Source organism: Brevibacillus sp. NSP2.1, from assembly GCF_000470975.2.
Classification (GTDB): Bacteria; Bacillota; Bacilli; order Brevibacillales; family Brevibacillaceae; genus Brevibacillus; species Brevibacillus agri.
Genome location: NZ_CP048274.1, coordinates 4,961,913 through 4,987,269 on the forward strand (window position 1 = coordinate 4,961,913; position 25,357 = coordinate 4,987,269).

Sequence of the window (25,357 nt, forward strand, 5' to 3'; positions counted from 1 at the left end):
TCTATGCCGAAACTAAAAATGTATCCCTTGTTACTAATGAACCTTTTTGAGTTCCGTTTAATACGATCCCCCAAGGATATTTAATTGTTCGTTGACGATCATATTGGTACGATATGATCTGTACCATACGATTGTCATCCATCAGTTTCCCTAATTCAAAAGCCAAGCAACTTTGTCCAGAGTAAAGAAGGTGTATCTTCTTTATATTAGGGTAAGCTTGCTGTGTATCCATCAACACCATATACACCGCATTGCAATAATCCTTTAGCTGTTCCTTGTACTTGATTGCATAATCCATCGGCTGTGGTAGTGATAGGTAAATTTTTGGACATGAAAACTGAGCGGTGTCCTCGTCTGTAATTTGAGAAGTTACGCTAACTGCGATAACAATTTCTTCTTCCTGCGTTCCTCCTAATGAATCCAAGGGAGGATTTTGCACTAATTGAGGATATGGTCTGCTTGTCCAACCTGTTTTACAGTTTGTCAATTCATAGTAGACATCATTTAGTTTGTTGTATTCAAAATACTCATCTAATACATGTCTTTCAAAAAATTTACCTGCCAACATGATGAATGGAATCGGTGCAATCCCCGTGTAAGCTCTTTTTTTGTCTCTACTCTCCACTTTAAAAGCTTCGATTTTATCAGATAGCTCTTCTTGTATCTCCTGAGCTATTGCTTCATTGATACCTTTTCGATACAGTCTGATAAAATCTATTTCTTTTTCCTTAAATTCAAATGGACTCAAATTCAAATCATTTTGATGATGTTCAATTCGTTTGTCAAAATATCCATTGATGTTAAGGATATACATTTTGTTTTTAATGTAGAAATGAAAGTATATTCCTCCAATAAGCAGAATGAACCCAGTAATAAGTTGAAGATAGTTGGTATCCACTTGTTGATTAGACAAAAATGCAAACAATTTATCATCGAACGTCCCAAATGATCCAAATATTAACTCGATACCCATTGTAATGAGAAGACCTGAAACAGCTTCTTCTCTTCTTTTCTTCACAAAGTTATTTATTGCAAAAAATAGCCCCACAATAAATATTAGAACTGAAACAATTGAAAAAATCATTGTTACGCTCATATAAGCTCCCCTCCGTCAGTAAATAAACAATTATCTTATTTATCTTATTACCAACTAATTTGAAATAGTATTCGAATCGATTAGATACCTTTCAAAAAGGAATGGTAATAAAAAATCAGGTTCACTCCACCTCTTCTCACCTTAATGGTAACTTATAAGCATAACCACATTATAGCACATACGTTCGCGTTTGGTGCTTTACTTACTTTTCTGTTTTAAATTGAAACTCCCCACACCCCAATTTATCTGCCTGCTCACTTTTGTTTAATTGATTCCAGACTGAATCCGCTTTACTCTTTTCATTCACACCATTTATCGTTTGATACTTCTCAATTTCCTCCTTAACTTCCATGTAATGGGTTTTCCTTCCCAAACGTCGAAGAGCTTCTATCGCCGCATCTCTAATCTCTGCCCCCCTAAGCGGAACTTGCCTTACAATAACTTTATCGCCAGTAAATTTTTCCAACTCGTTTTGAAATGCATTGATTGAAATATCTATTTGCTTTATTTCGATCTGGATTGCTTCTAATTTATCCTTTAGTAAATCCCTCTCTCTAACTTTCTCCTGAAGCATTTGACGGATTACCTCTATTTTTTGTTGTTGATTAGTCATTTACATTGCCTCTATTCCATCATTTTTTCACTACAATCCCATGCTATTATAGTTACTTCAATAGAAATCATTAGCGTTGCATAAAAAATGAATCCATCTATTGTCAAATTATTCTGAATGACATTTTCAACTTCACAACCAAAAACGAGAACAGCCAAGCAAAAGGTAGCCACTATCCATTTGGTAGTTTTATACATTTATTACAACATCGACAACAACAAACAACACTTACTTCCTTTTCTGTCGCCCTCTGGATGTTCGTTTGGATTGGTAATCCATTCTGCCTATCCATTGTTCAAAGGTCTGCCAGAGAAACACTTTGAGCCATCTACTGATTTGCAGCAGACTGTGCTGACTGTTTCTTTCCAGCTTTACAAGAAGCAACAAGCAGTAAGCAATGAGAGCGAGAAAAACTTGATTCCAGACCGCATTTTCACTTGTTCCATAGAACGTCTTAATCTTTGCGTGTTGTTTCATCCATTTGAAAAACAGTTCTATTTGCCAACGCCAACGGTAGATGTCGCTCAATTATTCTGCTTCTAAGTCGAACCGATTGGTGATGACTCGAATACGATTTCCTTTCGAATCATGCGTCTCAATCAGTCGTAACACATTATCCACACGTTTTTGTGGCGTTCCAAGAAGGATAATGGAGTCAGATAAAACGGAGCTTTCTGGTGGTACTTTGAAAGTAAACAAATGACGAGTTTCCGCGTTATCCTTGAGACGTGAAGCAAAAAAGATGCCCTGATCGGTATACTCATCAAATTTTTCATAATCCACATACCCTCGATCAAAGACGTACATCATACCGATCTCATCAATCAAATGGAATCGTTGATTGATGTCTTTATGTGTTTTCGAAGAGAGCAGGCTTTTCCGGAAACGCGTTGAATTTGCTGGACAAGGTCGACAAAAACTTCTTCAAGCAAAGCAGGTTCTACCCGATTGTTTTTTCGACTAAGCTGTGCGGGGCTGATCGATGACAGTCCTAATTCTTGCTGAAATTTCTTTGATAGAACATCGTCAGCAATGGCTCGAAGCCCTTCGCGTTGCTGAAGTTGGGCATGTAAAAATAGGAGAAGATACGCTTTTGTCGTCAGCTTCTTCACGTACTTGTCTTGATCCGTTTCGTCAATTCGTTGTTGAAGTTTCATAATATTGATGGGTGCAACCCATTTACCAAATGAAGAAAATAGGGTATTCTTGTCCATGAGCTATCCTTTGCGTTGGATTTGGACAGGAACTACCTGACCTTTCCAGTGTAAAGGATTTTTTTGTTCCCTAGACAACCAAATACCAAAGATTATGTGTATTTTGAATGATGGGAAAAGATTAATGCAACGCTAGTGAATAGAAATACTATTTAGAGATCTCTCCAACAGTAGTAGAACTGTATTTGGCAAACGGAAAATGCAGAGTTTGGCAACGAACGACATTCACGGATATACATGGTTTGACATGGAGCCTCTACAGGCACAATTTCTTGCAAAAGAGCGAGACAACAGTATTTTACAAGACATGGGAGCCTATTATGCCCGCCTCTCCATGTAAAACCAAATGAATGGCAACTGTATCAAAAACGGTTGCCAAACTATGCACTTTTATTTTGCCGTATACACAGAAAACAAAGAATCTGTCCTTATCTCCTAATACCACGTTTACTTTTCTTAATCCGATGATCACTCCTAACAAACATATTAAATGCATCCGAATATTAATACGCACCTTCCTTCCAATGTACAGCCTTCAACACTATTGTTCATAGTGATGAGGCGTTCGCCAATTCTTTGATCGAGTTGTAAAGCCCCATTCTGAGCCGATAATTCAAAAGGTTCTCCATCCCTTTTAAGAACCTTTTTCTAAATTCCTATTCCGTTGTTTTTCCAGATATTGTATCATGTAACCGTAACGATCTCTCCCAAATAAAGACTACCTGCATATAGCTTTTCGAATTATTTTGTAAAGATGATAACTTTCTGAGGAGGCACAGAATGAGCTTTCACAAAGAAAAAAACATTAAAGTAGGGAATATCGTTGAGAAATCATTAAATGGATTGAAAAGTCGCCTCGAAAATGATGGAATTTTATTAATCCAAAACGAAGAAGGGTACGTCGAACCGAACAAGTTCTCTTTTAACCCTCCTGCTTCTCTATCTCAAATTAAGCGTTTTAAAGATGAAACTGGCCTAATCCTCCCTGCCGATTACCAATCATTTTTATTGCTTCACAATGGAGCACGGCTCTTTGTTCATCCCTATTACGGAGGCGGAGTGGAATTACTGAGTTTAGAACAAATGTTAGAGTATAGATTTGACTATTTGCCTGATGGATGTTTTATCATTGCTTATCTTTTCGATGGATGCCAAGTCATTATTGACACCAATAGATATCAGGAAGGAAATAAAACAAGTTATCTATGGTATCTTGATAGTTGCTGTCCATTCGATGATGCACTGGATTTGCACATGAATTTTGAGTTATGGTTAGATAGATTGATTATCGCTCAGGGGTGTGGTTACTGGCATTGGCCATCATCGACTGGTAATTCCTACTACAAGCAACGATAGAACCTTGTTTTATGTGCAACTTAGTTATTGGAGAATTTCAGGAGATTTATATTTTCTTAAATAGTCCCATCTCAAATTACACAAACCTAAACGCAGACAAAAAAGTACCCTCTAAACGGGACTGTAAAATATTTTGTGTAAACTCTCATTCCACATTCCATTACAATGAAACAAAGTGAGGTTGAGAGAACACATGGGACTCATTCCAAAAGACCAGCTGCGCCAACTTATCAAAGAACACAACTTGCAAACCATGGGGGATGTTCAAAAAGCCCTGAAGGACATTTTTGCAGAAACACTGCAAGAAATGTTGGAGGCCGAATTGGATACCGAATTGGGCTATGCCAAGCATGACAGCAAGCAGAAGCAGACGAAAAACAGTCGGAACGGCTATAGCAAAAAAACGGTTACGTCTGAGTATGGGGAGTTGGATCTCACGATTCCCCGTGATCGTCTTGGAGAATTTGAACCTGCGATTGTCAAGAAACACCAGAGACATGTAACGGGTATTGAAGATCAAATCGTCTCTATGTACGCCAAAGGCATGAGCACACGGGATATTCAGGATCATTTGCACAATCTGTATGGACTTGAGGTATCCCCGACCCTTATCTCCAACGTAACAGCTAAACTGTTACCTCTTATCAAGGAATGGCAAAATCGCCCGCTGCAAAGCGTGTATTCCGTTGTTTTCATGGATGCCATTCATTTTAAGGTAAAACAGGACGGGCAAATTATCAGCAAAGCCGCCTATATGGTCATTGGCATTGATTTGGAAGGTTATAAGGACGTTCTTGGCATCTGGATCGGAGAAAACGAGTCAGCCAAGTTCTGGCTACATGTGTTGACGGATCTGAAAAATCGTGGCGTTCAGGACATTTTGATTATCTGTGTAGACAATTTAAAAGGCTTCAGCGAAGCCATTGCAGCCAGCTATCCGCAAACGGAGGTTCAAAAATGTATCATCCACCAGATCCGCAATTCCATCAAATATGTGTCGTACAAGGATTTGAAGAAGATTACTACGGCCTTGCGTCCGATCTATACGGCCCCAACGGAAGAGGCGGCTCTCCTGGAATTGGATCAATTTGAGGAGACCTGGGGAAAACAGTATCCCCTGATTGTCCGGTCGTGGCGGAGTAACTGGGATGAACTGGCGACCTTTTTCAAGTACTCCCCTGAGTTGCGCAAGCTCATCTATACAACGAATATGATCGAAAGCTACCATCGACAACTCCGGAAGGTGACAAAGGGAAAAAGTATCTTTCCGACGGATGAATCGCTACTCAAAATGCTATATTTGGCGACGATGGATGTCATTCGGAAGTGGACAGGGCGGGTCCAAAATTGGGGGCAAATCCTTCTCCAGTTGACTGTACATTTCCCAGAACGGGTACAGATTCGATGAAGGGCTTTACATGGAGGGGCGGGCATGATAGGCTACTTTGCCTTGCGATGGTGTGAACTTCTCCATCGCCCAATCGCAAGAACTCATGCCCGCCAGTGGCTCCATGTCAAGCCCGACATATGAAGCATCGTTTTCACGTTTACACAAAAATCTTGACAGACTCCGATTTGATGGGCATCTCTCTCATAATCAGATAGATGGTGATGGTTGTTGTAGTGAAGTACGCATTTAATGAGAACCTTTATGACTTCCTCAACTGTGAGCGATGCATTTAGTCGTGTGTCTCGTTCTCCTCTTTCCTTTGCATTTTTATTCACTGCACCAGGTATAAACGGCTTTGCATGTTGTTGAACCAAGCCCAGATATCTTTCTACCAGTGGTTTCCAGTCTGGACGGAACGGAGGGGTGTTCTTTACTGCTATCTGTAAATGCTCAATCGTTGACAATGCCTTTGAAGATAACATTTCCCCTCGGTCTGCCAAAATAGATTCAGGTATAACACCTGATACTGGCCACTCTTCTTCTCGTATCTCGATTCCAAATCGCTTGCAAAACTCCACCTTATCTTCGGAGGCATTCAATAACGCCATCATTGCTCCACCTGCCCAACTTGGTGACTCCAACGAGACATGAAGCCCCACGATTAAGTGACTATATCCATCCACAACCAGGTAACAAACTGGTCTTGACAATATTTTACTCCTCTTATAAGCAGACACGACATTCAAATCTAAAATAGTTGCATCGATCTGATACACCGCCGCTGGAGCGTAAACATCTTGTTGCGTTGACCCCAACACAGGGCGGTATTGCTGTTGAAACTTCCTTGCCCCTTCTCGACTCGAAACCTCTCTCTTTGGATCTCTCCATTTATTGAACCAATATCGAAATTGTCCGAATGTAGGAATAGCCGATCCTTCTTCTACGATAGGTATCAAAATTCCACTTGCCGTTTTTTGTTCTATGGCAAAATAGTCTTTAATCATCTGCTCATACGCCCATCGCAATGAAGGTTTATTGGGTTTAGCTGTGTAGTAATATTTATCCAAGGTAATGCGAAAAATCCGCTTCACTTCGTCCGAAATCACCATTTCCCCATGCATGGAAGCATATTTGCTACGACGACCAACTTTTTTACTTAGCTTTCGCTCTTGTCCAGATCCTCCGCAGGAATCGAGATCCGATAGCAAAGCGTAGAAGTTTTTCCCCCGTTTCCAATATCGTTTGAGATACTTGGCAATTGTGGATGGACTTAAACCCAATTGTTCGGATGCTTTTTGAATCAGTTTTGCACGTTCAATGGGTAGAAAAATATTGGGTTCAAATCCGCTGGTCGCTATCGTTCGGATGACTTCCTTAGCCTGATTCCAACGCTTTTGTTCCTTTTCTGACATCGTTTCAAGGTCAACAATTCGAAACCATGGGTCTGTTTCTTCTATTATATATGTCCCATCTTTGATCCCCTCTTCAATGTCCAGCACTTGCCTTGGATATGGATAGGAGTTGTTATAAATATCCACTACAAAGCAAGCTTGCCGATCCGAACTAACCCATACGATTCGTTCGATCCGATTCGGATCATCCGCATACCGATAAAGTGTATTAACCGCCAACAACATGCTTTGTCCCCCTTCCTTCGCTCCTCTGAACTATGACCCCGATCTCCGATGGAGTTTTATCTAACTTTATCTCCATGTCCATATTGATTTGAATCCTTCGACTGGCAATCAGGTAACGAAATACGAGTAAGCCCGTCCCAACTTCAACTTTCATATGCCGATCAAAAGAAGTCAGAACAGAATTTAGGGAATTATCCGTTGAGGAAATGCCGTCTAATAGTTCATCCGCATAATGAGTCATTTCAGTCTCCTTCAATCCATAATCCTCTATGTTTAAAGCTGGTAACACCCACTCTATGTTCTTGCTTCTTTGAATAGGGATTTCATTTGGAGTCACGATTCCGAAATCGATATTGCGAGACTTCCAAAACAATCTCTGCAATTCCAGCCGCTCAATCGTTGCCTTCTTCTCTAATTCACCAGCATCTTTTATCGATCTGGCAAACTGATATTCCTTTCCCTGTTTATTGATCGCTGTCACCAGAAATGTCGTAATCATGATATGGGGAAGGTTTGTATTTCTATCCTTCAACCGATTTACTAATGGCTCATCCAGTTGATCGAGTATCGATTCCATATCCAACAAGGGATACTGTTCATTGATATCAATCAAGTTCCCATCATGATTCCATTCGAGCAGATAGAAATACCTTAGCTGTGAATCAGTAAGAAGATGGACAACTCGATTGGCTATCCTTGAGAAGATTCGAGTTGACCTTCCTCTGCTGGGGAGATCCGATACCATCAACCAAGGGCGGTATAACTCATTCTTACCTTGTCCTCTTCCTTCAGCCAAAAATCTCTTTAACTTGGCTTCTGTCCAATCTGAACGTCGTGCCATCTGTCATTCCCTCCAATTCGGCTCAGTGACTACCCCCCCATCAAATTTGCAACCCATCGACAGCTCGTTGTTTATCTTCGGAACTCGAAGAAACATACCAGTTATAAATCACATCCACCGAAGAATGCCCAGTCAAAAGAGCAACAGTTTTGGGGTCAACACCCGACTTAATAAGCTGTGTACAGAATGAATGTCTGGCAGCTGTGAATGCTAATCTAATAATTGACCACCTAGTGGTACATCGCTCATAAAAAAGTTGACCACCTGAGCACCTCTTTCCTGTATCTTGTAGTTGTCTAGACAACAAGATATAGGAGGAAAGGAAATGCTTCAGATGGCTAATTATGAGTTTATCAGGAAACAACACTTTCTGCTAGGGAAGTCGATTCGTCAAATTTCTCGCGAAACTGGCTACTCGCGTCAAGTGATACGAAAAGCCTTGACATCAACGGAAATCCCTGTATACCAGCTTTCAAAACCGAAGCCGAAGCCAGTCATTGATTTTGTCAAGCCCATCATCTTGGAATGGCTGCGTCAAGATGAACAGGCTCCCCCGAAGCAGCGTCATACTGCCAAACGTATTTACCAGAGACTCGTTGACGAACATGGATTCACCGGCGGTGAATCTACTGTACGACGCTACGTCAGAGAGTTGCGGGTTTCTCCTCCTAAAGCATTTGTCCCTCTTGATTTCCCGCCAGGGCGATTTGCCCAATTTGACTGGGGTGAGGTTACGGTTCATTTACAAGGGAAACAAGTGAAGGTTCAAGTCTTTTGTATGCGTTGCACATACAGCAGAAAGATTTTCATCAAGACATTTGCTCATCAGAAGCAAGAGGCTCTTCTCCAAGGTCATGTAGATGCTTTTGAATTTTTCGGTGCTGTTCCCCAAGTCATCACATACGACAACCTGACAACAGCCGTTAAGAAGGTATTGGAAGGCAAAAATCGCGAGGAACAAGAGCGATTTATTCAGCTACGTGCCCACTACCTGTTTGAAAGCTATTTCTGTGATCCGGGAAAAGGGCATCAAAAAGGCCAAGTGGAAAACCTCGTACAGTTTGCCCAGAGGCAATTTTTTACACCTGTGCCTAGTGTTTCTTCTCTGGAGGAGCTAAATCAAATCCTCCCACTATAAAGTAATGTTTTCTCCTGTTTTCTCGCTCATTCTCTGTTTTTTAACTTTGACATCTTAAAGCTCTTGTCGGAAGATTGAAGGAGATACAAATATTTCTGTAAGGGCTGTGGCGGGAATAGAGCCTGCAATCACCAGTTTCCAGACTGTGGATAAAAAGGTATGATCGCACAGTGGATCTCCACATCCGCCCTCGGGGTTTACCCTCCCATGTCACGCTGGGTCTATGCCCTTACATTCCTTCGTTCTACCTCTCAAGGGGTGGAGGCCGATTCTAGCTCCTCGACTGGGTCGTTGCCCTTATGGATTATAATTCTTCGGCTTCTCCGGTGCTTCCGTTGTCATGGTTGTACACATGTGAATAAGCGAGATGACAGGTTTGTTGATAAGCTTTATGCAGCACTTTGTTGTAGCTGGGCTTGTCGAATCGGCCCCAATACTTCGTTTGCGTTATACTCTTTCTGCTTTGTCCCCAGTGCATAGAGGACGCGAACCAGTTTTCCACATAAGGCGATAATCGATTGCTTCTTCTTGAGCGGATTTTGACTACGCGTTGTATAATACTCGTGGAGCGCTTTAAACTCTTTGTTTTTGGCTACCATCGGCAGCATGCAGCGGAACAAGATGCCTCTTAGGCGAGAGCGCCCCCGCTTGCTGATTCCGGTCTTTCCCTTACGTTTTCCAGAGCTGTTCTCCGTCAGATTCAGCCCAGCCAGACGGATGATCTGCTGTCCATGGTCGTAGTTGTTCAGATCGCCAACCTCCGCCAAGAAGCCGGCGACGGTCAGAATGCCAATCCCTGGGATGCTCAGCATTTGCTTCGTTCCGGGGATCTTCTCCAGAATCTGCAGGACTTCCGTCATAATGCTTTCTTCTTGCTTGCAGTACAGATCGTACTGCTGCAGCAAGGCGGCAAGCTCGATTCGGGCAGCTGTCAGCCCCTCGGTAAGCCCGATAGAGACCGTAGCGGCAGCATAGAGCTGCTCCGCTCTCTTGATGCCCACCCCACGCTTGATTTCCGTCTTCCAATGTGTGAGAACGCCTCTGGCGCCTATCGAGACAATCTCCTCTGGAGTGGGAAACTGGCGCATGGTCATCAGTGATGCCTTGCCTTCCCAGTCCTTAAACACTTGTGGATACTCCGGAAAGTAGCGGTCAAACCAGTTTGTAATCCGAGCTTTCACTTGATTCAAGCTCACCATGACCTTCTCCCGAAAATTCATCAGAATGCGTAGCTCTGCATATTCCTTGGTCGGCAAATTGGGCTCTGAATATTTCCCGCTCCGAATCAGGTCGGCAATGACCTTCGCATCCTTGTAGTCGCTCTTGGTCTGCGAGTTGTCCTCAAGTTCTTTGCTCTTGTTCACATGGTGCGGATTCACGACGACGACCCTGATGTCTTGCTCCTTCAAAAATGCCGCTAACGGGAACCAGTAGTGTCCGGTAGGCTCGATGCCAAATACGATGTCGGTTTTCTCATGTATCCGGCCAAGCTCCTTCATCCACGCAGCCAGTTTCGTTAGCCCCTCCTGATCGTTGTGGAACACACATTCTTTCCCAAGCTCAATGCCTCGGAAATCCACGGCTCGAGCTACATGAATCTTTTTGGCGATGTCCGCGCCAACAACCAGTGTTTTTTCGGTAATTCGTGTAATCCGTTGATTCTGTTTCTGTTTCAGCTTATACTTCATGTAGAGCGTCCTCCTTTTCATTAGGGCAGTGTGAATGTGACCATTCCAAGACCCAGCATACAGGAGGCGCTTTTTTCTTTCAAAGCTCAAATTTCTTCATTACAGGAATGGCTCCTCGAAAAATGTATCTCTTACGAGAATACAACCGTTCCCCGGTCTTCCCTAACGGTTGGAGAAGCATTTGTTCAAGAGTTGCCCATCATGCTTCCATTGCCTCCACGGCCATTGGATTGTTTCCGTGTTGTACCCGTGAAAAGCAATACGCTATCCATGATCCACATTGAAAAAAATGCCTATTCCGTCCCGGTTTCCTATGCATCGACCCAACTTATTTGCCGAGTATTTGCTGAAAAAATTGAGGTGTATCACGGAAAAAGCCTGATTGCGACGCATGAGCGGTGCTTGGAAAAAGGAAAGGAGATTTTGCAATACGATCATTATCTGGATTTACTTCTTATTCGCCCAGGAGCAGTTCTTTATGCTAGACCATTGCATCAGGCAGGATTACCCGCCATTTACCAAAAGTTCTTGGACAAGTGCCGTGGAGGGATGAAGGAGTTCGTTCGACTCTTGCTTTTGCACCGTGAATTCGATACTTCTCTCGTCGAAGAAGCACTGGGGGAGGCCTGCCAAAAAGGGATGTTCCAGTATGATGCCGTAAGGCAATTATTGCTTCAGCGAACATTGCCGGAACACCGTTTGCCCCAACTCTCGTTGGCGGAGGATAGCTCTGTTCCACGTATTCAGGTAAAGGCCCCAGATCTTAGCCAGTATAATCGTTTGTTACAGAAAAGGAGTGTGGTTCATTGAGTACGAGTTTCCTGCTTGAAACCTACGCGAAACGCCTTCGTTTACCTGCGATTAAACGTGTCTATAAGGAAATCGCCCATGATGCTGCTGAACGGCAAATTCCCTACGAGGAGTTCCTCTTAGCCCTACTAGAGCAAGAAGTTCAGCAAAGGGATGCTAACCAAATTGCGAGTCGCATCAAGCACGCTAAATTCCCTTCTATGAAAACGCTCGATCAATTTCAATTCTCGGCGATTCCGTCTCTCAATAAGCCCAAATTGCTTCAACTGGCTCGTTGTGAGTACATCGAAAAAGCAGAGAACATCATGTTTATCGGAAACTCTGGCACTGGAAAAACTCATCTCTCCATTGCACTCGGGAAGGAAGCTTGCCATCAAGGCTATTCCGTCCAGTTTTGGACTGCTGCTAAAATATGTAACGAGCTTATGGAAGCTCAGTCCCAAAAGCGAATCCTCCAGTTAGAGAGGCAATGGTTGAAAACAGATTTGATTATTTTGGATGAAGTCGGGTTTGTCCCTCTGAGTCGGACCGGGGCGGAGTTATTATTCCAATTTTGTGCGGCTCGCTATGAGAAAGGAAGCATGATCATTACCAGCAATCTGGATTTTACGGAATGGACACAGATTTTCAAAGATGAGCAAATGACGTCAGCCTTGGTTGATCGGCTTACCCATCGTGCCCATATCTTTGCAATGAATGGAGACAGTTATCGCTTTAAGCAGAGCATTCAAAGATCGTGATCATGAAAAAGTTACCCACCCGACGGGTGGATTGATTTTTGCCATGGTGGTCAATTTTTTGATGAGCACGGTGGTCAACATTTTGATTGACATTCACAAACAGAAACAAGGACAAAATAAACTCTTTCTCTGACCCTCTATAACTCACGACTCTTCCCACCTTCATAATACATAATAATAGAGAGGCGAGATCCCCCGCCCCCTACCTTTATTAGTCTTCCAGTATAATCAGATGGCTTCCTTGAACTCGTCCACCATCTCAGATAATGTGTACAAATCCTTAACCTTGCTCCGTGGACTCCAGTCACATTGCACGATATATTCGTTGATTTTCACAAGCAATGCCTTTGCCTCTTTACTCAATGTCCGCTCATTGATCACGTAGTTGTTTTGAATTAACACGTCCGCTAATGTCATAGGAGCGTTGTTTTCAACGGACTGAAAGGTTGTCGCCATCAAGACGGAATGTGGAATGTCAAGTGCATCCGCCAGCCGCAGTACAGTTGGAACAGAGGGTCTCACTTTCTCGCCACGCTCTAAACGGTTTATATACGACTCGGAAAGTTGCGATGCCTCAGCTAACTCTTTTAGAGTCATATCCTTAACCTTGACCCTATAATGGCGTAACATAATTCCGAAATTCTGAGATACCGCAAAAACTCCACCCTTTTCCTCCTCTTCATCCAAGCTGATTAGACTCTGATTCATAACGTCTGTCATGTTTCATTTCTCCTTTCGATTGTTTCCCGTGATGAGAATCCTTTGTTCATTAGGAACCATTTATTTTAAGCAGTTGACCTTCCCGCTATAACTTGATCCATCAACTCATACAACGTTGCATAATTCACGAAATGAGCAACGCTCACAAGCTCTCCTATTCTTGGTCGGCTGAAATTGTTCAAGTTCGGTCGGTACATTTCGCTCCACATCCTTCAAGTAGGAATGCATCCGTTCAATGCTTGTGTGAAGCAGGTATTCAACTTTTTCAAAATCAAAGGATGTCGGGGTGTAGGTTAGAGTTCTTCCGTCTGCCAAATATTCGTTCCTCAATTCAATCTGTTCCAAACAATCGATGCCGAATAATTCTCTTACAAACCAAGCGTACAACATGAGCTGTGTTACATCGTCTCCATTAGCAGATGGTTTGCCCGTCTTAAAATCAACGATGACATACTTCCTGTTCCTCAAGTCTTGATAAAGCAAATCCAGAACGCCCCAGACCTTGACACCTTTGAATTCGATGCAACGGAATCTTTCAGCAGTTATGAGCTTCAATTCATTCCGCCGCTGGAGAAGATCATGATGAATTGTCGGACATGAGAGCAGATATTGGGCAGTTACAGGCAGTTTTGTTTGATAATCTGCTATCACCTCAAAAGGCAACTCACCGTCATAGTAGATTTCCATGAGCATCTGGGTATTACTGGGGTTCTCGTACCAAGATGCGTGCCGATATTTTGAGTCCTGATACGCTTTGTTTAGATCCGCCCTAACATTTGTCATAATCTCCGACTCTGTAGGCATCTTTTTCCATGAATCAGGTTGTCCAACGATCCGATGAATTTGACTATGAACCGCTGAACCGAAAGCCATATTAATGGACTGAAGCGTTTTGAGTCGATAAATGTGCCTGGAACGATTGGATGCATCCTGCCGCCATCCTCCATATGAGTAATAATAGGATAGGGCGTACCGAAGCTCACATTCCAGGAGTATTTTATGCTTAGTGAAACTCCAGCTAAATTCAGGATAGTCTTTCACTTGAACCATCTATTTCACCTTCTTCATTATTCCTTAGCCATATCTCTTTCCTCCGACTCACGTAGGCATCCCTGTTCTTTAGGATCCAATGGAAGAAGCCCTCTCCTCGTTTTCTTTCCTTGCTTCCTCTTTTTAGCCCCGATCACCGTGATCACCAAGATGCTTGAATTGTCTTTCAAAACAACGGCTTGATGCCCATTTTTGAGTGACCATTGATACTCTCCATAAAAATTGGGCATCTTTCGCAGTTGACTCCTAACCCACCTATAATCGATTCTTTGTTCATCACATCGCTTCAAGGCGTGTTTCGTAAACCGTACTTTCACGCAATTCACCTGCCCATTCATAACGATTCAATAGAGTTCACACCATATTTTTATTGAAAAGTTAAAGGGCATCGCCTCCACGTATTGTCATGGATTCGATGCCCTTGTTTGGTTCATATATTGATTTTTGCTATTCCATTTCTTTCTTCGCATAATGCGTCATCCCTCTATTCAGAACAAATGTTTGGTGCGATTAATTTGGATTATAACATGCTAAAGTGGGCTTGTGTGTAATTGCCTTAATAAAATTTTCCAGACACAATTGCTCAGCAGACAAAGGTAGAACAGGTGGAGTGGGCAACTGGCACTTGGGGATAAGTCGTGTTTATCCAGATATTGTTCACAAATAACTTTGTGAATATTGTGGATATTTTAAAATTGTTATGTGAATAACTGAAAAAATTCGGGACTCAATTATGCACAATTATGCAACTTTTTCATACATCTTTAGTAAAATCTTCATGAGAGTTATGATCTACTGCATTACTTTCAGACCTGTTCTTCGATCATTCACCTATTTTTCTCTTACAACTTTCATACATTGTGCATAACTTTTCAGCAATTCCCACTGAACATATATGCAAGTTTATAAAACCTGTCGATGGATTTGCAAGAAAAGAGGCGATCTGCAATGATTAGCATTATTTTTTGGGGTTCAACCATTGTTTCTATCCTGTTTGCTGTAATCGCTATTCTCACTTTGAATTGGCGATACATGATCCTTAGTGCATTTTTGTATTATCCTCTGGTTTGGTATCTGAACGCTACACCTCGTTTCGAAGGAACTTTGCTTCTGTACGCCTTCCATTTTCTGATCGCTTTTTCCGTCCAGAGTAATCGTAAACTGATTTGGTTAGCTTGGGTTTCGTTAGTCCCGATTATTGCATTCCCACTTTGGATTGTATTCTTGGTGATAAATCAGTAAACTGGCCAAAATAAAAAGACTTAGGAGTGAGGTTTAATGATCCGTTTCCAGCACAACCTCACTGCTTCCTTCATGCTCAGCCTGTAAGGGATTAAAAAGCCCCTTGGACTCTCTTGCAGGCTGAGCCTCTGCCAAGGGAGCGTGGAGAATTTGAAACCATTTCGTACCAATCGAAATCGAGCTTATTACCGACATCATCGGAAGAGAGTCATTAATCGTAAACGCAAGATCATCAAGCATTTTCTATGGAATGTCAAGAATTACGAATATGGTCGATTAGCAAAAGGTAAAATCCATTGTTCTTGTTGGATGTGCAGTAGAAAGAGTCGGACACTTGGTTTACCTGTATCGGAGAAAGCCAGACTCGATGGTCTTCGACACCATATTGCAGAGTTTTTTGTAGAAAATCAGTAAATGATCGAATAAAGGGCATTCTGCTTTGGATTGCCCTTTTCGTTTGTGTCTAAATAACAAAGAACCACCCTAAAGCATCCCAACGCCCAGGCAGTTCTCGTTCGAAACGCAAAAATGCTATTAAGAGCGAGCCGACCAACAAGGGCAAAGCTACATCTCCAAGTTCCATTTTATCTCTTTTTTTGTTAGTAACAAGCGATAAAACAGTTTCGAAACCCTTTGTTTCGCATTCCTAAGTATCTCACCTAACTATCAAGGTTCGTTTTCCTTCCACTATCCTTCTTTCAAAGAAACAGGCAAATGGACCGAGGATCATAGGCCCTATTACCCAGACCCCAACAGATCCCTCAAGGCTTGTTTGCTCTCGTCTGGCAAAAGCTTTGTGAAAGCCTCCAGCCCCATATTGTACACGAGCATCAGAGCCATTCGATCCCGCCCCTCGCCACCCCACAAGCATTCTCCATCAACAAGTTCGAGCTTGTATTCACCAGGTGTATGCGACTCCCAAATTTGGTAATCAACTTTCTGAGGTTCCTTTTTTGGAACTAACTGCATGTTCAATTCATCCTTTCCAAAATGCAGGTTTAAAGGGATGAGGTTGTTCCTTCTGTTATTAATCAATGAAACAACCAAATGCTCCGCAAATTGACCATTGTTTGCTCGTCTCCCGTACAATATTGGTTAGATACTTTAGGAATGAATCGTAACATTCCATGAAGATTTTTCCTTCAACGAAAAGTACAAGCAGCGATATTTCCACTCTCAGTGATTTCCAGTGGGACACCTGGATATTATGGACAATTAGATTATTTTGAAAGCAGGCGAACCGCTTTTCTTCTGCCAGCTCAAAAATTTGTTCTGGATTAGACATCTCAGAAATTGCTTGAACCACTGATTCAAAATGACTATCTCCATTCTGGTCGTACAATGAATACTGATACCGCAAAAAGCTACCCAATTGTTCCATGACTATTGAATCTTTGAGCACGAAGTTAACCAGAACATCATTCTCATCAAGGTCATACAGTGCCATATCTACTTCCTTGTTCAGTTCATCCTTTACCCTTTCAACACTCAGCCCCATGCTATTCATTTTTTCTTTAGAAACCGACAGTCTATGCACGATTCCGAGTTGGAGATATTGTCCCATCCATTCTCACTCTCCCGCTTCCCTTACTTTCATAGATGCAATTTTATGTTCGGAAATAAGTTTGACTCGTTACCTTCTAAGTATGTGCCATCACTCAACACATGTTTATGAATGAATTTGTGATTCAAAGGATCAGCAATCCAAAGCTCTTTCACGCCTACCTCTGCATAAATCTCCTTCTTTTTTATCATGAGCCTTTCATAATTCCTCAGACTACCTGTGAAGATTTCTGCTATAAAGTCGGGAGAACCGTAAATACCATTGTCTTTGATAATTTCAGATCTCTCTTTGGTTACAAACAAAATGTCTGGTACAAGTACGGTAGATCTATTGTCCAAAAACACTGCTGTTCGCTGAAGCACCTTCCCCATTTTATTCTCTTTTGCATAGACATGAAGATCGGTTAGGAGATTAGCAAAAGTCTTTGCCCGAAGTAATCTGCTTTCACTCATCATCTCACCTCGCTTTCCAAATTAGGAGACGATAAAGGGTTAGAAGTTTTTTTGTTGGACTCGTTCTTTATTTCCATTTCAACCAAGTTCCCTTCATCAATATCAATTGGTTCGTAAGCTATTCATTCATGCATCATTTCATTTGGCAGGTATCTTATTTCGCCAGCTCTCTATCATTGTTACCTGAATATTAATGGCACAACCTTTAAATCACTTAAATATTTCCAATTTCTGAAGCCGATGTGTAATGTCACCGACACCGCCGCTTACTAAGCAGTTCCAGTGTCCGATCAATCTGCTCAAAAAGACTTTGATATGCCCAGTTCCCCATGTTTGTTTTTGGCCAAGTATTGTTTCGACGAGATTTCATCCTACGCTTCAGGCCAGCTCTCCTTTTGTATGTTTTACTTTCATCCATTTTCGTGCTCATCCTTTCCTGATGACCAGTTCATTCTTCCTCGCTTCAATCATCACATTATCTCCGATCTCAATCCCTACCTTACGAAGCATATTAGCTGATAGTACGAGAACCACTTCATCTTCATCGTCATCAATGGCTCGAATGACTTTCTCATAGTAATCTGCTCTCTGATCCATGACAGCCCCTCCATTCTGTTCTTTCAAACCCCATCCCCTCCAAAACCTTATCCTGGCTTTAAAACATCATCGTCTTGATATAATAGGCAATCACGATGCCCATTGCGACCATTAACAAATCGGCAGTAGTCTCAATAAGAATGTTTTGAACCACTTGCTTCGATTTCAACTTTGCTACCAACGCTTTCACTGTCGTCACCCCCCCTCAAGGACAATGGAGTTGCTTTGAAAACCATATAAAAACACCCAGCCTGCGGCTGAGTGCTCATTGGTTACCTTTGAAATTATATTTGAAAAAGAGCTTATTCAGATCCAGTATCATTTCATTCTCTTCCCTTCACTGACTACTTGGACTCCAATATAACATACTGACCTATAAACTTCCATAAAAATACAATTTCGTTTTGAATATAACGGCATTGAATCAGGAGTAATGACAGCGGGAATGAAATTACTCTAAGGATAATCTGATGTAACGTTTATTATCTCGTTTGAAATCGTTTCATCCCCCAAAGCCTGCACATGGATATGATCATGAAATTTTCGATCTCCAAATTTCCATGTGATCGAACATCCGTCACTGCCGTCTTTATCGTATCCGATTAGTTCTCTTTCCTTCCACATTTGAGTCCCTGTTGGAATAACCCAGAACAGAACCGTCTCTGCGTTTTTAGCTTCCACCTTAATTGTCATCTGTTTGACTCCTTTGGGAACTTGCCACCAATTTCCTTCTTTCGGTAAATCAGTGGATACAGAGGTAATTACTGTCCGTCTGAGTTCTTCACCCTGTTGACCAAACAAGCCAGTAAGAAGGCTCAGTACAACAAACCAATTGCTTATTATTGTCATGTTTATCACCACCACAGCGTTAAGATGTCCTGATTTTCTATCCAATTTTCATTTCTGGAGTTAAGAAAGGGAAAGGTATGAACAGGAATGGCTACGACATGACTGGAGGCTCTTATGTCAAAAGTATATCAACTTCTTCTCTCCTTGATGTTTTTTCACATATTCACATACAATGGTGTTAACGCCGCTCATCATGTGTCATCATCTAATCAAACAGATTCAGTGCTTTATCAAGATGTCATCCTTACCTTGCTGTCTCCACAAATTGAGAAAGAGGTTCACCAGTATTACAGCAAATTATTAACTGAACCTCCTACGTTCTCTCCTTACTACGGTACAGAGATGACGATTGATCGTCCAGGCGGGTATCGAACTTCTCAGTTTATTGTTAAGGTGAAAGTTACACCCTACGTTGGTCCTCACATCGCTGTTGGCGAAGATCTTATTACCTTTAGCATCAATGGTGGAGGGCAAGTGAAAGTATTGGGCTACAAGCATCTTGAAGATCATAAACTGCCACCGCATTGGAAGCATATCAAGAGACAGTGAAATAAAGAATGCAGGGGGATAGGAATCTGTTCTATATGTCCTGTTTCAATCCTTCCCTTACATCTGCTTTTTATTGGTAATAAGCCCTGACTCCCGTAACTTTTTCATCAAAATACAAACGTATCCTTGTGAAATACCCAATTCTTTTGCCAATTCCACTTGAGATGCTTTCGGATTTACCAGGAACGCCTCATGTAGCTGATTCAGTAACTCGGCAGATTTGTTTCCTTTATGTTTTTTCCTCTTCTTTGTATCCATGACGGGCTCAGAGATTATAATCTCATTATGTTCGGTAATAATGCTCCTATCCCCTGCGTCCACCTCCGATGATGGCACTATTTCTCCTATGCATGTATGGCAAACCAAATATTTTTTGAAGTACACCATTTCATCGCTAAACTGACCACAAAATATACAAGTGTTCCCTTGATATTTTTTCAGGATGATCGTTTCGTTTTCTGTATCAATGAAAATTTCTAAAGGATCTTTGATCTGGACATCGAGTACATCACGAAGTTCCTTTGGTATAACGACCCTTCCAAGTTCGTCCACTTGTCTGACAATTCCAATGCTTTTCAAGAAAAGTCCCCCAATTCCAAACTGCTCTTTCCCACAACATCTACGATTACCACTATTTTACTTGTCATGTTTCCATTACTCAATAAAAACAAAAGACCAGAGGAGTCACTCCACTGATCTACTTTGCCCAGGAATTAGTCATCAGATAAATGATGCGTTTCACGGTTATGTTCATATTCTTCTTCCACTTCTCGTATCAAATCTGATGGCTTTATTTGAAGTGCATAGCATAAAGCAAAGACGGTGTTTATGGTGGGCTTCCTAATTCCACGCTCTACTTCCGATAGAAAGCTTCTGTCAATATCAGCGTTTAGTGCCAAGTCTTCCTGTGACAGTTTCCGATTCTTTCTATGGTTGCGTAATATCTCACCAAAAATGTTCTCAATCAAGGTTTTACTCCTTTTTGAGAACATTAGAAGATAAACTACACCACAACTCTATAGGCTATAGCCTACAAAACCAATTTATTTCATGAAATCCCCATCCATTTGTGCTATTATGCTTTATAGCAATGCTAAATTATACCTTCTTTAGTAAAATAGGCGGGATTCAGCATGAAATATACTGGTAGAATCGTTTTGACTATTTTTGCTTTTTTATTACATTCGATGTATATCGTCTATTATTTTTGTCGAGACGGAAAAGTTGAACCATTCGATGTATATACCTATCCTCTCTTGATAATTTGGGGATATTGGACTGGCAAACAGTATGATAAGGTCAAATTTTTTTCTGAGAAAGATGAATTGACAGGGCTGTTCAATCGAAGATTCGTGATAAAAAGTTTTGAAAAGATCGCATCATTAGCTGAACGAGCAAATAGCAAGCTATTTTTATTGGTTATTGATTGTGACAATTTCAAACATATTAACGACGACTATGGTCATGATAAAGGTGATTTGATTCTAACTCAGATAGCTGAAACACTGGTTAGATCAACACGAAAAAGCGATATCTCCGCTCGCTGGGGAGGGGACGAATTCCTGGTAATTGGTCATTACAAAGATGAGGCTGGACTACAAACTCTTATCATGAGGCTGCATAATGATTTAGAAAATCTTTCGAATCAAGTCAGCATAGAAGTTAAAGTTTCGATTGGTTCAGCGATCTTCCCTGATCAAAGTCGGGAATTAGACGAACTAATCAAATCAGCCGACCAAAATATGTACATGTATAAGGAACAGAAGAAAACGGGGGTCAAGTGAAAAATAGTTCGCTTGTCCCTTTCTATTTAACCACCAAAATGGAGGTATGGAGGATGAATCAAAATCAGAACATCCGTGATGTAAAGCTAATCAATAAGGCAGGGAAAACAGGGCTGACAAGAGAGGAAAAGGAGATCATGAAGCAGATGAAAGGGTCTGTTACATCTCCTTTTGATCTTGACTCGATCCGTGAGCGGATAAAATACGGTGATCAGGAGGAAAGCAGGGATTGGAAGGCAGAAAACAGAACGGAGTAGGATTTCGATAAGGGGATATTTCCTCAGCTCTGTTACACGAAAGGTAGGTGGTACTTCATGAAAAGAAAGCTGAATCAAGCAGATTTATGGCTCATAAATGAAATCACCAGCGAATTACAAGAACATTTCAACATTTCCTTAGAGAAAGCCCAAGAATGCATTCAGAATTCTAACTTACTGCCAATGCTTTATTCTGACCCTGAATTCGTCCACCATGAAGGTTCCCGTTGGGTGCAAACAATAGCAATGCATAACAAACTTATTGGTCAAACGAAAAATAAGCATATGGACCCTGAGAAAAAACGAGCGGCTCTATTGGCTGGTGGCTCTGTTAAAACCAAGCATCAAATTAATTCCCTTGAAATTTGCCGACAAGTGCGAGGAAATGAATAGTTCGTTCAACACTTCGTAGACATTATTACGAGACAAAACAAATTGAGATAGGTGATTAGTTCAAAAAGGGCAAAGCAACTCAAGCTCGTAAGGGAGGTATATTATTATGAATGATGCACGTCAAGACAGCTCGGCTACCAATCATACTACCAAACAGCAATCTAACCAAGAGAAGGCAATCAGTCTTGCTCGACTTGCTGGATCTGCCAAACTAAATGAGTATGTTGACCTTATTGCTATCATGAGAACGGCTAAGGGAAAATGAGGAGCAGGAATTCATTAGAAAACAAAACTTGAGGAGTGAACTGTTTTGACGAGTATTAAGCAATGTGTTTTTTGCGGCTGTACAAATGTCCCTCCTGCCGAACTGGAAATCGCCGTGGAATCCAAACACATTATAAGTGTGAAAGTTAATGGGTTCAAATGTTCTCAATGTGGAGAAGAGTATTTCCATTCAGACGCAATTAAAATTATAGAGGAGATTGAAAAGCTAAAGTGATCTATCAAGAAGGGATTAATAACTAACAGTAGCATTTTCCCTTATCTACACTTCCAAAAGTATACGCAACAATGGCAATGTATACGAATCAAATTTTTCATGATCGTCTAATCGAATCCATGCAACTTCTATAATATCTTGGTTCGACTCATTTTGGTTATCAAGATAGAGTTCCCCGCCTAAGAGTTCGGCTACAAAGGTGAATTTTCCACTTTCTTCATGTAATTGCTTTGTGATTCGAATGTCGTATCCAGTTTCTTCTTTCACTTCCCTGATACAAGCTTGCTCTGGAGTTTCGTTTTCTTCCATTTTTCCACCTGGGAAATTCCAAACAATATCCCCTCGTTCGACATACTGCTTGACCATTAATACTCGATCATCTCGAATGATGATTCCTTGAGCAATCATAAGACGACTCTCCCCTTTCCTCGACCTTGGATCCTGTTTGGAATAAACGATAAATCCCTCGTCCAATTCGCTCAAAATCATTATACGTAACAGCATGGTTAGCGACGGCATTTATACAACATCTTGAAGTGATATGCGTGCAAATGGTCGAAACGTTCAAATTGGGATTCTTGCCGAGCATGTATTCCACGATCTCACCAACTTCAAACTCATTAATGCCTTTTCGCTTTATGATCTCACGCACAGCGGCTAAGATTTCATCTCGATAGTTTTTTGATTATTGCTTTTTCTGCTCTTGAATGTACTGCTCGGTCATTTTATCATACGCCTTTCGCTCGGAGTCTGAAATTTCATCTGGAGAAACAACGAAAATACCATTTGCCTCATCTTCAAGCTCCTCAACTTTTCGATCTGACAGAAAGCCATCTTTCATTTACTCCAACCTCATTCCTATATTTTCCCGACTTTCCGCTTCTCGATCTTCTTCTGAGCAGACTTGTAAACCCAATAGATCATTTCGGTCAGATTGACCAAAGCCAATCCCCTTTCCTCTACGATTGAGTAGGTGTTAGATCCAAGGTCACAGTTTATGCGGACTCCATCGAAGTAGATTCTTTCAACTGGAGTATGTCCATGGACAATTGGTTTGCCTTTGGTAGCAGATAAAAGCAGGTCTTTAGAGATGCTGTAAAAATCCATCTCCTCCATCCAAAGAATTTCCCTATTCTGGCCGTCTAACGGTTCGTATGGGTTAAACCCTGCATGGGTGTAAACAAACTCATCGTCTTCGAAAAACAGGGGTAGGGAACAAGCCCAGGATATATGCTCTTGCCTACGCTTCTCATCTGGAAACGCCTTTTGGAAGCTTTGTACTGTTTCGTTTCCTCCATGGCTGAGCCACAACCTGTCGCCACGTTCAAAATACCAACTCATCATCTCCTCGTGATTGCCGATGATCGCTTGAACGTTATCAGGATGCTTTTCCATTAATGCTTTTACTTCCTTAACTACTCCTGCACTGTCCTTGCCTCTGTTTATCATGTCCCCGCCAATCACAAGCTGGTCTTTCGTCAAATCGACTCCGACATGCTTCAGTAATAATCTCATTCCTTTTAGATCGCCATGGATATCCGTAATGAAATATTTCAACTCTTCATCCCCTTCTGCTTACCAATATCCCACTTTTCAACATCACACCTATTTTGGACGACAATTCTTACATTTTTCCGCTCGAAATGTTTCTCTTCCTTCTACAAGATCATCAGTAAAATAATAACGCCCATTTTTTCCTGTATTCTCCAACACCTTCACTCGGAAGCTTGAGATATTCACATCTGAACATCCTGTAGTATGTATCAGCCTTCTCGTTGTGTCGATTATGACGAAATATCCATCTCGGATCGCTTTATAATGCTTAAAATCTTCCTCACCGAGAATCTCAATGTTCATTTTGTCTTCCCCCACTTCTTTGCCATTTCCCTTATTTCCATTATGATTGGATATCCCGTATATTTCCATATATCCTCTCACTTTCAATGAATTTCAATTGCCTAAGTTCCAACTATGTTGTCTCAATTGAACAATAACTGCACCAACGTTCCCTTTTTAAACACAAAGGGATCGGATTTTGGCATTCAACCGATTTTTCCGATCCCCTACATATCATCTAAATTTTCTCAAAGGATTGTACAATTTGTTCAAAGTCATCGCCTATAAGCAACTTCCCAGTCATCGCCTTCATGAGCTTTAATACCAAATCCCTTTTTCCGTGATCAACCAACTGATTGGCGATCTCTATTGCCTCCACCACCCTCTCATAACGAGAAAGATTTGTCTGTAAAAAGGGAAGAAGAACAAACCTGGACAATTCCTCGTCCGTAAGTTCACCAGTATGTCTCACTTTTCTGGCGAGATCTTCGGAAATTTCATCACCATCAATTCGGCTCATCCATATAGCATCCGAGATCCTGTATTTGATAGCACCGAGATCTATGGAAGTTTTTGCATTGGATATCGCTGGTCCAAATACGACAACGGTATTTATCAATTTCTCGTACTTTTCATAGATCTTCAAATTATGTTCCATTAATTGAACCATCAATTCATCCAAATCTTTTGGATTCGGCGAGGCGTGAAGCACAAAATAAAGCAGGCTATCATCTTCTAATCGGAATAGTTCCTCAATCATGACTCTCTCTTTTCGAAGATTTACAATCTCAGTCGGAACATGCTCAACAATTCGCCCCAATTGAATGCCAAACGCCGAAAGAAAATCATTACCGAATGCTTGAATAACTGAGCTACTACTCATGTAGCCAAATCCCCCTTTACTTTCCTCCCGCAACTATTCATTTCAATCCAACCTTTTTTCAACTTCAGACCTGAATCCCCTGTTCTTCCACCTCCTACATATTGAGCATTTACCTCTCATCCTGTTTTATTGGTAACTTTGTATTATATGTCGATGCGA

At 41.4% G+C, this 25,357-nt stretch carries 37 protein-coding genes; 11 read left to right on the forward strand and 26 right to left on the reverse strand.

The features are described from left to right. Position 1: 1 nt before the first annotated feature. The 5 genes from M655_RS24165 to M655_RS24185 form a co-directional block, all read right to left on the reverse strand. Positions 2–1,096, reverse strand: a complete 1,095-nt coding sequence (locus M655_RS24165; RefSeq protein ID WP_026558525.1) for an SAVED domain-containing protein — start codon at positions 1,094–1,096, stop codon at positions 2–4. 202 nt (positions 1,097–1,298) lie between these two features. Then, on the reverse strand, positions 1,299–1,709 hold the full coding sequence (locus tag M655_RS24170) for a hypothetical protein (protein ID WP_005837032.1): 411 nt from the start codon (positions 1,707–1,709) through the stop codon (positions 1,299–1,301). A 228-nt stretch (positions 1,710–1,937) separates the two neighbouring features. Next, a complete protein-coding gene (locus M655_RS24175; protein ID WP_286085884.1) occupies positions 1,938–2,186 on the reverse strand; it encodes a hypothetical protein in 249 nt (82 codons plus the stop codon). Between the two features lie 51 nt (positions 2,187–2,237). Next, positions 2,238–2,519: a hypothetical protein gene (locus M655_RS24180; protein WP_286085910.1), complete on the reverse strand. Its 282-nt coding sequence runs from the start codon at positions 2,517–2,519 to the stop codon at positions 2,238–2,240. 14 nt (positions 2,520–2,533) lie between these two features. Further along, entirely contained in the window at positions 2,534–2,923 is a 390-nt protein-coding gene (locus M655_RS24185; protein ID WP_286085911.1) for a DUF4372 domain-containing protein, read from the reverse strand. A 780-nt stretch (positions 2,924–3,703) separates the two neighbouring features. Here M655_RS24185 and M655_RS24190 point away from each other — a divergent pair. Both M655_RS24190 and M655_RS24195 read left to right on the forward strand, forming a co-directional pair. Further along, positions 3,704–4,279: an SMI1/KNR4 family protein gene (locus M655_RS24190; protein WP_005837034.1), complete on the forward strand. Its 576-nt coding sequence runs from the start codon at positions 3,704–3,706 to the stop codon at positions 4,277–4,279. 193 nt (positions 4,280–4,472) lie between these two features. Further along, positions 4,473–5,687, forward strand: coding sequence for an IS256 family transposase (locus M655_RS24195; protein ID WP_286085912.1), 1,215 nt, complete (start codon positions 4,473–4,475; stop codon positions 5,685–5,687). Positions 5,688–5,770: 83 nt separating this feature from the next. Here the strand turns inward: M655_RS24195 and M655_RS24200 are convergent, their stop codons facing one another. The 3 genes from M655_RS24200 to M655_RS28170 are packed head-to-tail and all read right to left on the reverse strand — an operon-like array spanning position 5,771 to position 8,514. Next, the gene (locus tag M655_RS24200; RefSeq protein ID WP_286085913.1) at positions 5,771–7,306 is read right to left on the reverse strand and encodes an integrase catalytic domain-containing protein; all 1,536 of its coding nucleotides are present in this window, start codon (positions 7,304–7,306) and stop codon (positions 5,771–5,773) included. Next, positions 7,290–8,147 carry a heteromeric transposase endonuclease subunit TnsA gene (locus tag M655_RS24205; protein ID WP_051353864.1) on the reverse strand — a complete coding sequence of 286 codons (858 nt, stop codon included), beginning with the start codon at positions 8,145–8,147 and terminating at the stop codon, positions 7,290–7,292. Before M655_RS24205 ends, M655_RS24200 begins: the two co-directional genes overlap by 17 nt. 40 nt (positions 8,148–8,187) lie before the next feature. Beyond that, positions 8,188–8,514 (reverse strand): tyrosine-type recombinase/integrase, encoded by a 327-nt coding sequence (locus tag M655_RS28170; protein WP_353505609.1) that lies wholly within the window; start codon positions 8,512–8,514, stop codon positions 8,188–8,190. Here M655_RS28170 and istA point away from each other — a divergent pair. Next, complete coding sequence (gene istA / locus M655_RS24210) at positions 8,473–9,285, forward strand: IS21 family transposase (protein WP_221842538.1); 813 nt, start codon at positions 8,473–8,475, stop codon at positions 9,283–9,285. The two genes, M655_RS28170 and istA, sit on opposite strands and share 42 nt — an antisense overlap. A 389-nt stretch (positions 9,286–9,674) precedes the next feature. Here the strand turns inward: istA and M655_RS24215 are convergent, their stop codons facing one another. Continuing rightward, on the reverse strand, positions 9,675–10,961 hold the full coding sequence (locus tag M655_RS24215; protein WP_221843694.1) for an IS110 family RNA-guided transposase: 1,287 nt from the start codon (positions 10,959–10,961) through the stop codon (positions 9,675–9,677). Between the two features lie 48 nt (positions 10,962–11,009). On the opposite strand from M655_RS24215, the gene M655_RS24220 reads away from it, so the two are divergent. Then, complete coding sequence (locus M655_RS24220) at positions 11,010–11,783, forward strand: Mu transposase domain-containing protein (RefSeq protein WP_286085914.1); 774 nt, start codon at positions 11,010–11,012, stop codon at positions 11,781–11,783. Beyond that, a complete protein-coding gene (gene istB, locus M655_RS24225) occupies positions 11,780–12,523 on the forward strand; it encodes an IS21-like element helper ATPase IstB (protein ID WP_197186756.1) in 744 nt (247 codons plus the stop codon). The genes M655_RS24220 and istB overlap by 4 nt, the downstream gene beginning before the upstream one ends. 228 nt (positions 12,524–12,751) lie before the next feature. Here istB and M655_RS24230 read toward each other — a convergent pair whose 3' ends face one another. The 9 genes from M655_RS24230 to M655_RS24270 all read right to left on the reverse strand — a co-directional run bounded on the left by M655_RS24230 (position 12,752) and on the right by M655_RS24270 (position 18,997). Next, positions 12,752–13,243, reverse strand: coding sequence for a helix-turn-helix domain-containing protein (locus M655_RS24230; RefSeq protein WP_035423398.1), 492 nt, complete (start codon positions 13,241–13,243; stop codon positions 12,752–12,754). A gap of 105 nt (positions 13,244–13,348) precedes the next feature. After that, the gene (locus tag M655_RS24235; protein WP_026558464.1) at positions 13,349–14,293 is read right to left on the reverse strand and encodes a PD-(D/E)XK nuclease family protein; all 945 of its coding nucleotides are present in this window, start codon (positions 14,291–14,293) and stop codon (positions 13,349–13,351) included. Between the two features lie 17 nt (positions 14,294–14,310). Continuing rightward, positions 14,311–14,523, reverse strand: a complete 213-nt coding sequence (locus M655_RS24240) for a hypothetical protein (protein WP_026558465.1) — start codon at positions 14,521–14,523, stop codon at positions 14,311–14,313. 1,750 nt (positions 14,524–16,273) lie between these two features. Beyond that, positions 16,274–16,504: a hypothetical protein gene (locus tag M655_RS24245; protein ID WP_005834438.1), complete on the reverse strand. Its 231-nt coding sequence runs from the start codon at positions 16,502–16,504 to the stop codon at positions 16,274–16,276. A 58-nt stretch (positions 16,505–16,562) separates the two neighbouring features. Then, on the reverse strand, positions 16,563–17,099 hold the full coding sequence (locus M655_RS24250; RefSeq protein WP_026558467.1) for a hypothetical protein: 537 nt from the start codon (positions 17,097–17,099) through the stop codon (positions 16,563–16,565). 29 nt (positions 17,100–17,128) lie between these two features. Beyond that, positions 17,129–17,551, reverse strand: coding sequence for a Uma2 family endonuclease (locus tag M655_RS24255; RefSeq protein ID WP_251255392.1), 423 nt, complete (start codon positions 17,549–17,551; stop codon positions 17,129–17,131). 426 nt (positions 17,552–17,977) lie between these two features. Further along, positions 17,978–18,148 carry a hypothetical protein gene (locus M655_RS24260; protein WP_238503224.1) on the reverse strand — a complete coding sequence of 57 codons (171 nt, stop codon included), beginning with the start codon at positions 18,146–18,148 and terminating at the stop codon, positions 17,978–17,980. A 58-nt stretch (positions 18,149–18,206) separates the two neighbouring features. Then, positions 18,207–18,338, reverse strand: a complete 132-nt coding sequence (locus tag M655_RS24265; protein ID WP_274388598.1) for a hypothetical protein — start codon at positions 18,336–18,338, stop codon at positions 18,207–18,209. Between the two features lie 266 nt (positions 18,339–18,604). Beyond that, positions 18,605–18,997 carry a hypothetical protein gene (locus M655_RS24270; protein ID WP_026558469.1) on the reverse strand — a complete coding sequence of 131 codons (393 nt, stop codon included), beginning with the start codon at positions 18,995–18,997 and terminating at the stop codon, positions 18,605–18,607. Positions 18,998–19,111: 114 nt separating this feature from the next. On the opposite strand from M655_RS24270, the gene M655_RS24275 reads away from it, so the two are divergent. Continuing rightward, positions 19,112–19,546, forward strand: coding sequence for a DUF3888 domain-containing protein (locus M655_RS24275; RefSeq protein WP_051353988.1), 435 nt, complete (start codon positions 19,112–19,114; stop codon positions 19,544–19,546). A 57-nt stretch (positions 19,547–19,603) separates the two neighbouring features. On the opposite strand, the gene M655_RS24280 is transcribed toward M655_RS24275, so the two are convergent. Further along, positions 19,604–20,125: an AbrB/MazE/SpoVT family DNA-binding domain-containing protein gene (locus M655_RS24280; protein ID WP_081414801.1), complete on the reverse strand. Its 522-nt coding sequence runs from the start codon at positions 20,123–20,125 to the stop codon at positions 19,604–19,606. A 134-nt stretch (positions 20,126–20,259) separates the two neighbouring features. Beyond that, positions 20,260–20,514: a helix-turn-helix domain-containing protein gene (locus M655_RS24285; protein ID WP_026558470.1), complete on the reverse strand. Its 255-nt coding sequence runs from the start codon at positions 20,512–20,514 to the stop codon at positions 20,260–20,262. Positions 20,515–20,679: 165 nt separating this feature from the next. On the opposite strand from M655_RS24285, the gene M655_RS24290 reads away from it, so the two are divergent. From M655_RS24290 to M655_RS28175, 5 genes are all read left to right on the forward strand, one after another. Continuing rightward, a complete protein-coding gene (locus tag M655_RS24290; protein ID WP_026558471.1) occupies positions 20,680–21,330 on the forward strand; it encodes a GGDEF domain-containing protein in 651 nt (216 codons plus the stop codon). 53 nt (positions 21,331–21,383) lie between these two features. Beyond that, entirely contained in the window at positions 21,384–21,587 is a 204-nt protein-coding gene (locus tag M655_RS24295) for a hypothetical protein (RefSeq protein ID WP_026558472.1), read from the forward strand. 57 nt (positions 21,588–21,644) lie between these two features. Next, on the forward strand, positions 21,645–21,980 hold the full coding sequence (locus M655_RS24300; RefSeq protein WP_005834419.1) for a hypothetical protein: 336 nt from the start codon (positions 21,645–21,647) through the stop codon (positions 21,978–21,980). A gap of 106 nt (positions 21,981–22,086) precedes the next feature. Continuing rightward, positions 22,087–22,245: a hypothetical protein gene (locus tag M655_RS24305; protein ID WP_165329014.1), complete on the forward strand. Its 159-nt coding sequence runs from the start codon at positions 22,087–22,089 to the stop codon at positions 22,243–22,245. 114 nt (positions 22,246–22,359) lie between these two features. Beyond that, the gene (locus tag M655_RS28175; protein ID WP_353505646.1) at positions 22,360–22,479 is read left to right on the forward strand and encodes a YgiT-type zinc finger protein; all 120 of its coding nucleotides are present in this window, start codon (positions 22,360–22,362) and stop codon (positions 22,477–22,479) included. Positions 22,480–22,524: 45 nt separating this feature from the next. Here the strand turns inward: M655_RS28175 and M655_RS24310 are convergent, their stop codons facing one another. The 6 genes from M655_RS24310 to M655_RS24330 form a co-directional block, all read right to left on the reverse strand. Further along, positions 22,525–22,887: an NUDIX hydrolase gene (locus tag M655_RS24310; RefSeq protein ID WP_005834415.1), complete on the reverse strand. Its 363-nt coding sequence runs from the start codon at positions 22,885–22,887 to the stop codon at positions 22,525–22,527. Further along, a complete protein-coding gene (locus tag M655_RS28415) occupies positions 22,856–23,131 on the reverse strand; it encodes a DUF7669 domain-containing protein (protein ID WP_420796657.1) in 276 nt (91 codons plus the stop codon). Before M655_RS28415 ends, M655_RS24310 begins: the two co-directional genes overlap by 32 nt. Positions 23,132–23,164: 33 nt before the next feature. Then, complete coding sequence (locus M655_RS24315) at positions 23,165–23,320, reverse strand: hypothetical protein (RefSeq protein ID WP_165329015.1); 156 nt, start codon at positions 23,318–23,320, stop codon at positions 23,165–23,167. A gap of 17 nt (positions 23,321–23,337) precedes the next feature. Beyond that, positions 23,338–24,036 carry a metallophosphoesterase gene (locus M655_RS24320; protein ID WP_026558473.1) on the reverse strand — a complete coding sequence of 233 codons (699 nt, stop codon included), beginning with the start codon at positions 24,034–24,036 and terminating at the stop codon, positions 23,338–23,340. Between the two features lie 48 nt (positions 24,037–24,084). After that, on the reverse strand, positions 24,085–24,336 hold the full coding sequence (locus tag M655_RS24325; RefSeq protein WP_100228563.1) for a hypothetical protein: 252 nt from the start codon (positions 24,334–24,336) through the stop codon (positions 24,085–24,087). Between the two features lie 217 nt (positions 24,337–24,553). Further along, on the reverse strand, positions 24,554–25,198 hold the full coding sequence (locus M655_RS24330; RefSeq protein ID WP_005832245.1) for a hypothetical protein: 645 nt from the start codon (positions 25,196–25,198) through the stop codon (positions 24,554–24,556). Positions 25,199–25,357: the final 159 nt, after the last annotated feature.

Bases quoted from the DNA above. Each gene is read 5' to 3' on its own strand.
- M655_RS24235 (WP_026558464.1), bottom strand. From the start codon at position 14,293: ATGGTTCAAGTGAAAGACTATCCTGAATTTAGCTGGAGTTTCACTAAG.
- M655_RS24330 (WP_005832245.1), bottom strand. From the start codon at position 25,198: ATGAGTAGTAGCTCAGTTATTCAAGCATTCGGTAATGATTTTCTTTCG.
- M655_RS24190 (WP_005837034.1), top strand. From the start codon at position 3,704: ATGAGCTTTCACAAAGAAAAAAACATTAAAGTAGGGAATATCGTTGAG.
- M655_RS24175 (WP_286085884.1), bottom strand. From the start codon at position 2,186: ATGAAACAACACGCAAAGATTAAGACGTTCTATGGAACAAGTGAAAAT.
- M655_RS24315 (WP_165329015.1), bottom strand. From the start codon at position 23,320: ATGAAAGATGGCTTTCTGTCAGATCGAAAAGTTGAGGAGCTTGAAGAT.
- M655_RS24245 (WP_005834438.1), bottom strand. From the start codon at position 16,504: ATGCAGTTAGTTCCAAAAAAGGAACCTCAGAAAGTTGATTACCAAATT.
- M655_RS24305 (WP_165329014.1), top strand. From the start codon at position 22,087: ATGAATGATGCACGTCAAGACAGCTCGGCTACCAATCATACTACCAAA.
- M655_RS24260 (WP_238503224.1), bottom strand. From the start codon at position 18,148: ATGGATCAGAGAGCAGATTACTATGAGAAAGTCATTCGAGCCATTGAT.
- M655_RS24195 (WP_286085912.1), top strand. From the start codon at position 4,473: ATGGGACTCATTCCAAAAGACCAGCTGCGCCAACTTATCAAAGAACAC.
- M655_RS24275 (WP_051353988.1), top strand. From the start codon at position 19,112: ATGTCAAAAGTATATCAACTTCTTCTCTCCTTGATGTTTTTTCACATA.
- M655_RS24300 (WP_005834419.1), top strand. From the start codon at position 21,645: ATGAAAAGAAAGCTGAATCAAGCAGATTTATGGCTCATAAATGAAATC.
- M655_RS24170 (WP_005837032.1), bottom strand. From the start codon at position 1,709: ATGACTAATCAACAACAAAAAATAGAGGTAATCCGTCAAATGCTTCAG.
- M655_RS24180 (WP_286085910.1), bottom strand. From the start codon at position 2,519: ATGATGTACGTCTTTGATCGAGGGTATGTGGATTATGAAAAATTTGAT.
- istA (WP_221842538.1), top strand. From the start codon at position 8,473: ATGCTTCAGATGGCTAATTATGAGTTTATCAGGAAACAACACTTTCTG.
- M655_RS24230 (WP_035423398.1), bottom strand. From the start codon at position 13,243: ATGACAGACGTTATGAATCAGAGTCTAATCAGCTTGGATGAAGAGGAG.
- M655_RS24250 (WP_026558467.1), bottom strand. From the start codon at position 17,099: ATGGGACAATATCTCCAACTCGGAATCGTGCATAGACTGTCGGTTTCT.
- M655_RS24240 (WP_026558465.1), bottom strand. From the start codon at position 14,523: ATGCCCAATTTTTATGGAGAGTATCAATGGTCACTCAAAAATGGGCAT.
- M655_RS24290 (WP_026558471.1), top strand. From the start codon at position 20,680: ATGAAATATACTGGTAGAATCGTTTTGACTATTTTTGCTTTTTTATTA.
- M655_RS24325 (WP_100228563.1), bottom strand. From the start codon at position 24,336: ATGAACATTGAGATTCTCGGTGAGGAAGATTTTAAGCATTATAAAGCG.
- M655_RS24270 (WP_026558469.1), bottom strand. From the start codon at position 18,997: ATGACAATAATAAGCAATTGGTTTGTTGTACTGAGCCTTCTTACTGGC.
- M655_RS24310 (WP_005834415.1), bottom strand. From the start codon at position 22,887: ATGATTGCTCAAGGAATCATCATTCGAGATGATCGAGTATTAATGGTC.
- M655_RS24255 (WP_251255392.1), bottom strand. From the start codon at position 17,551: ATGAGTGAAAGCAGATTACTTCGGGCAAAGACTTTTGCTAATCTCCTA.
- M655_RS24200 (WP_286085913.1), bottom strand. From the start codon at position 7,306: ATGTTGTTGGCGGTTAATACACTTTATCGGTATGCGGATGATCCGAAT.
- M655_RS24295 (WP_026558472.1), top strand. From the start codon at position 21,384: ATGAATCAAAATCAGAACATCCGTGATGTAAAGCTAATCAATAAGGCA.
- M655_RS24205 (WP_051353864.1), bottom strand. From the start codon at position 8,147: ATGGCACGACGTTCAGATTGGACAGAAGCCAAGTTAAAGAGATTTTTG.
- M655_RS24185 (WP_286085911.1), bottom strand. From the start codon at position 2,923: ATGGACAAGAATACCCTATTTTCTTCATTTGGTAAATGGGTTGCACCC.
- M655_RS24165 (WP_026558525.1), bottom strand. From the start codon at position 1,096: ATGAGCGTAACAATGATTTTTTCAATTGTTTCAGTTCTAATATTTATT.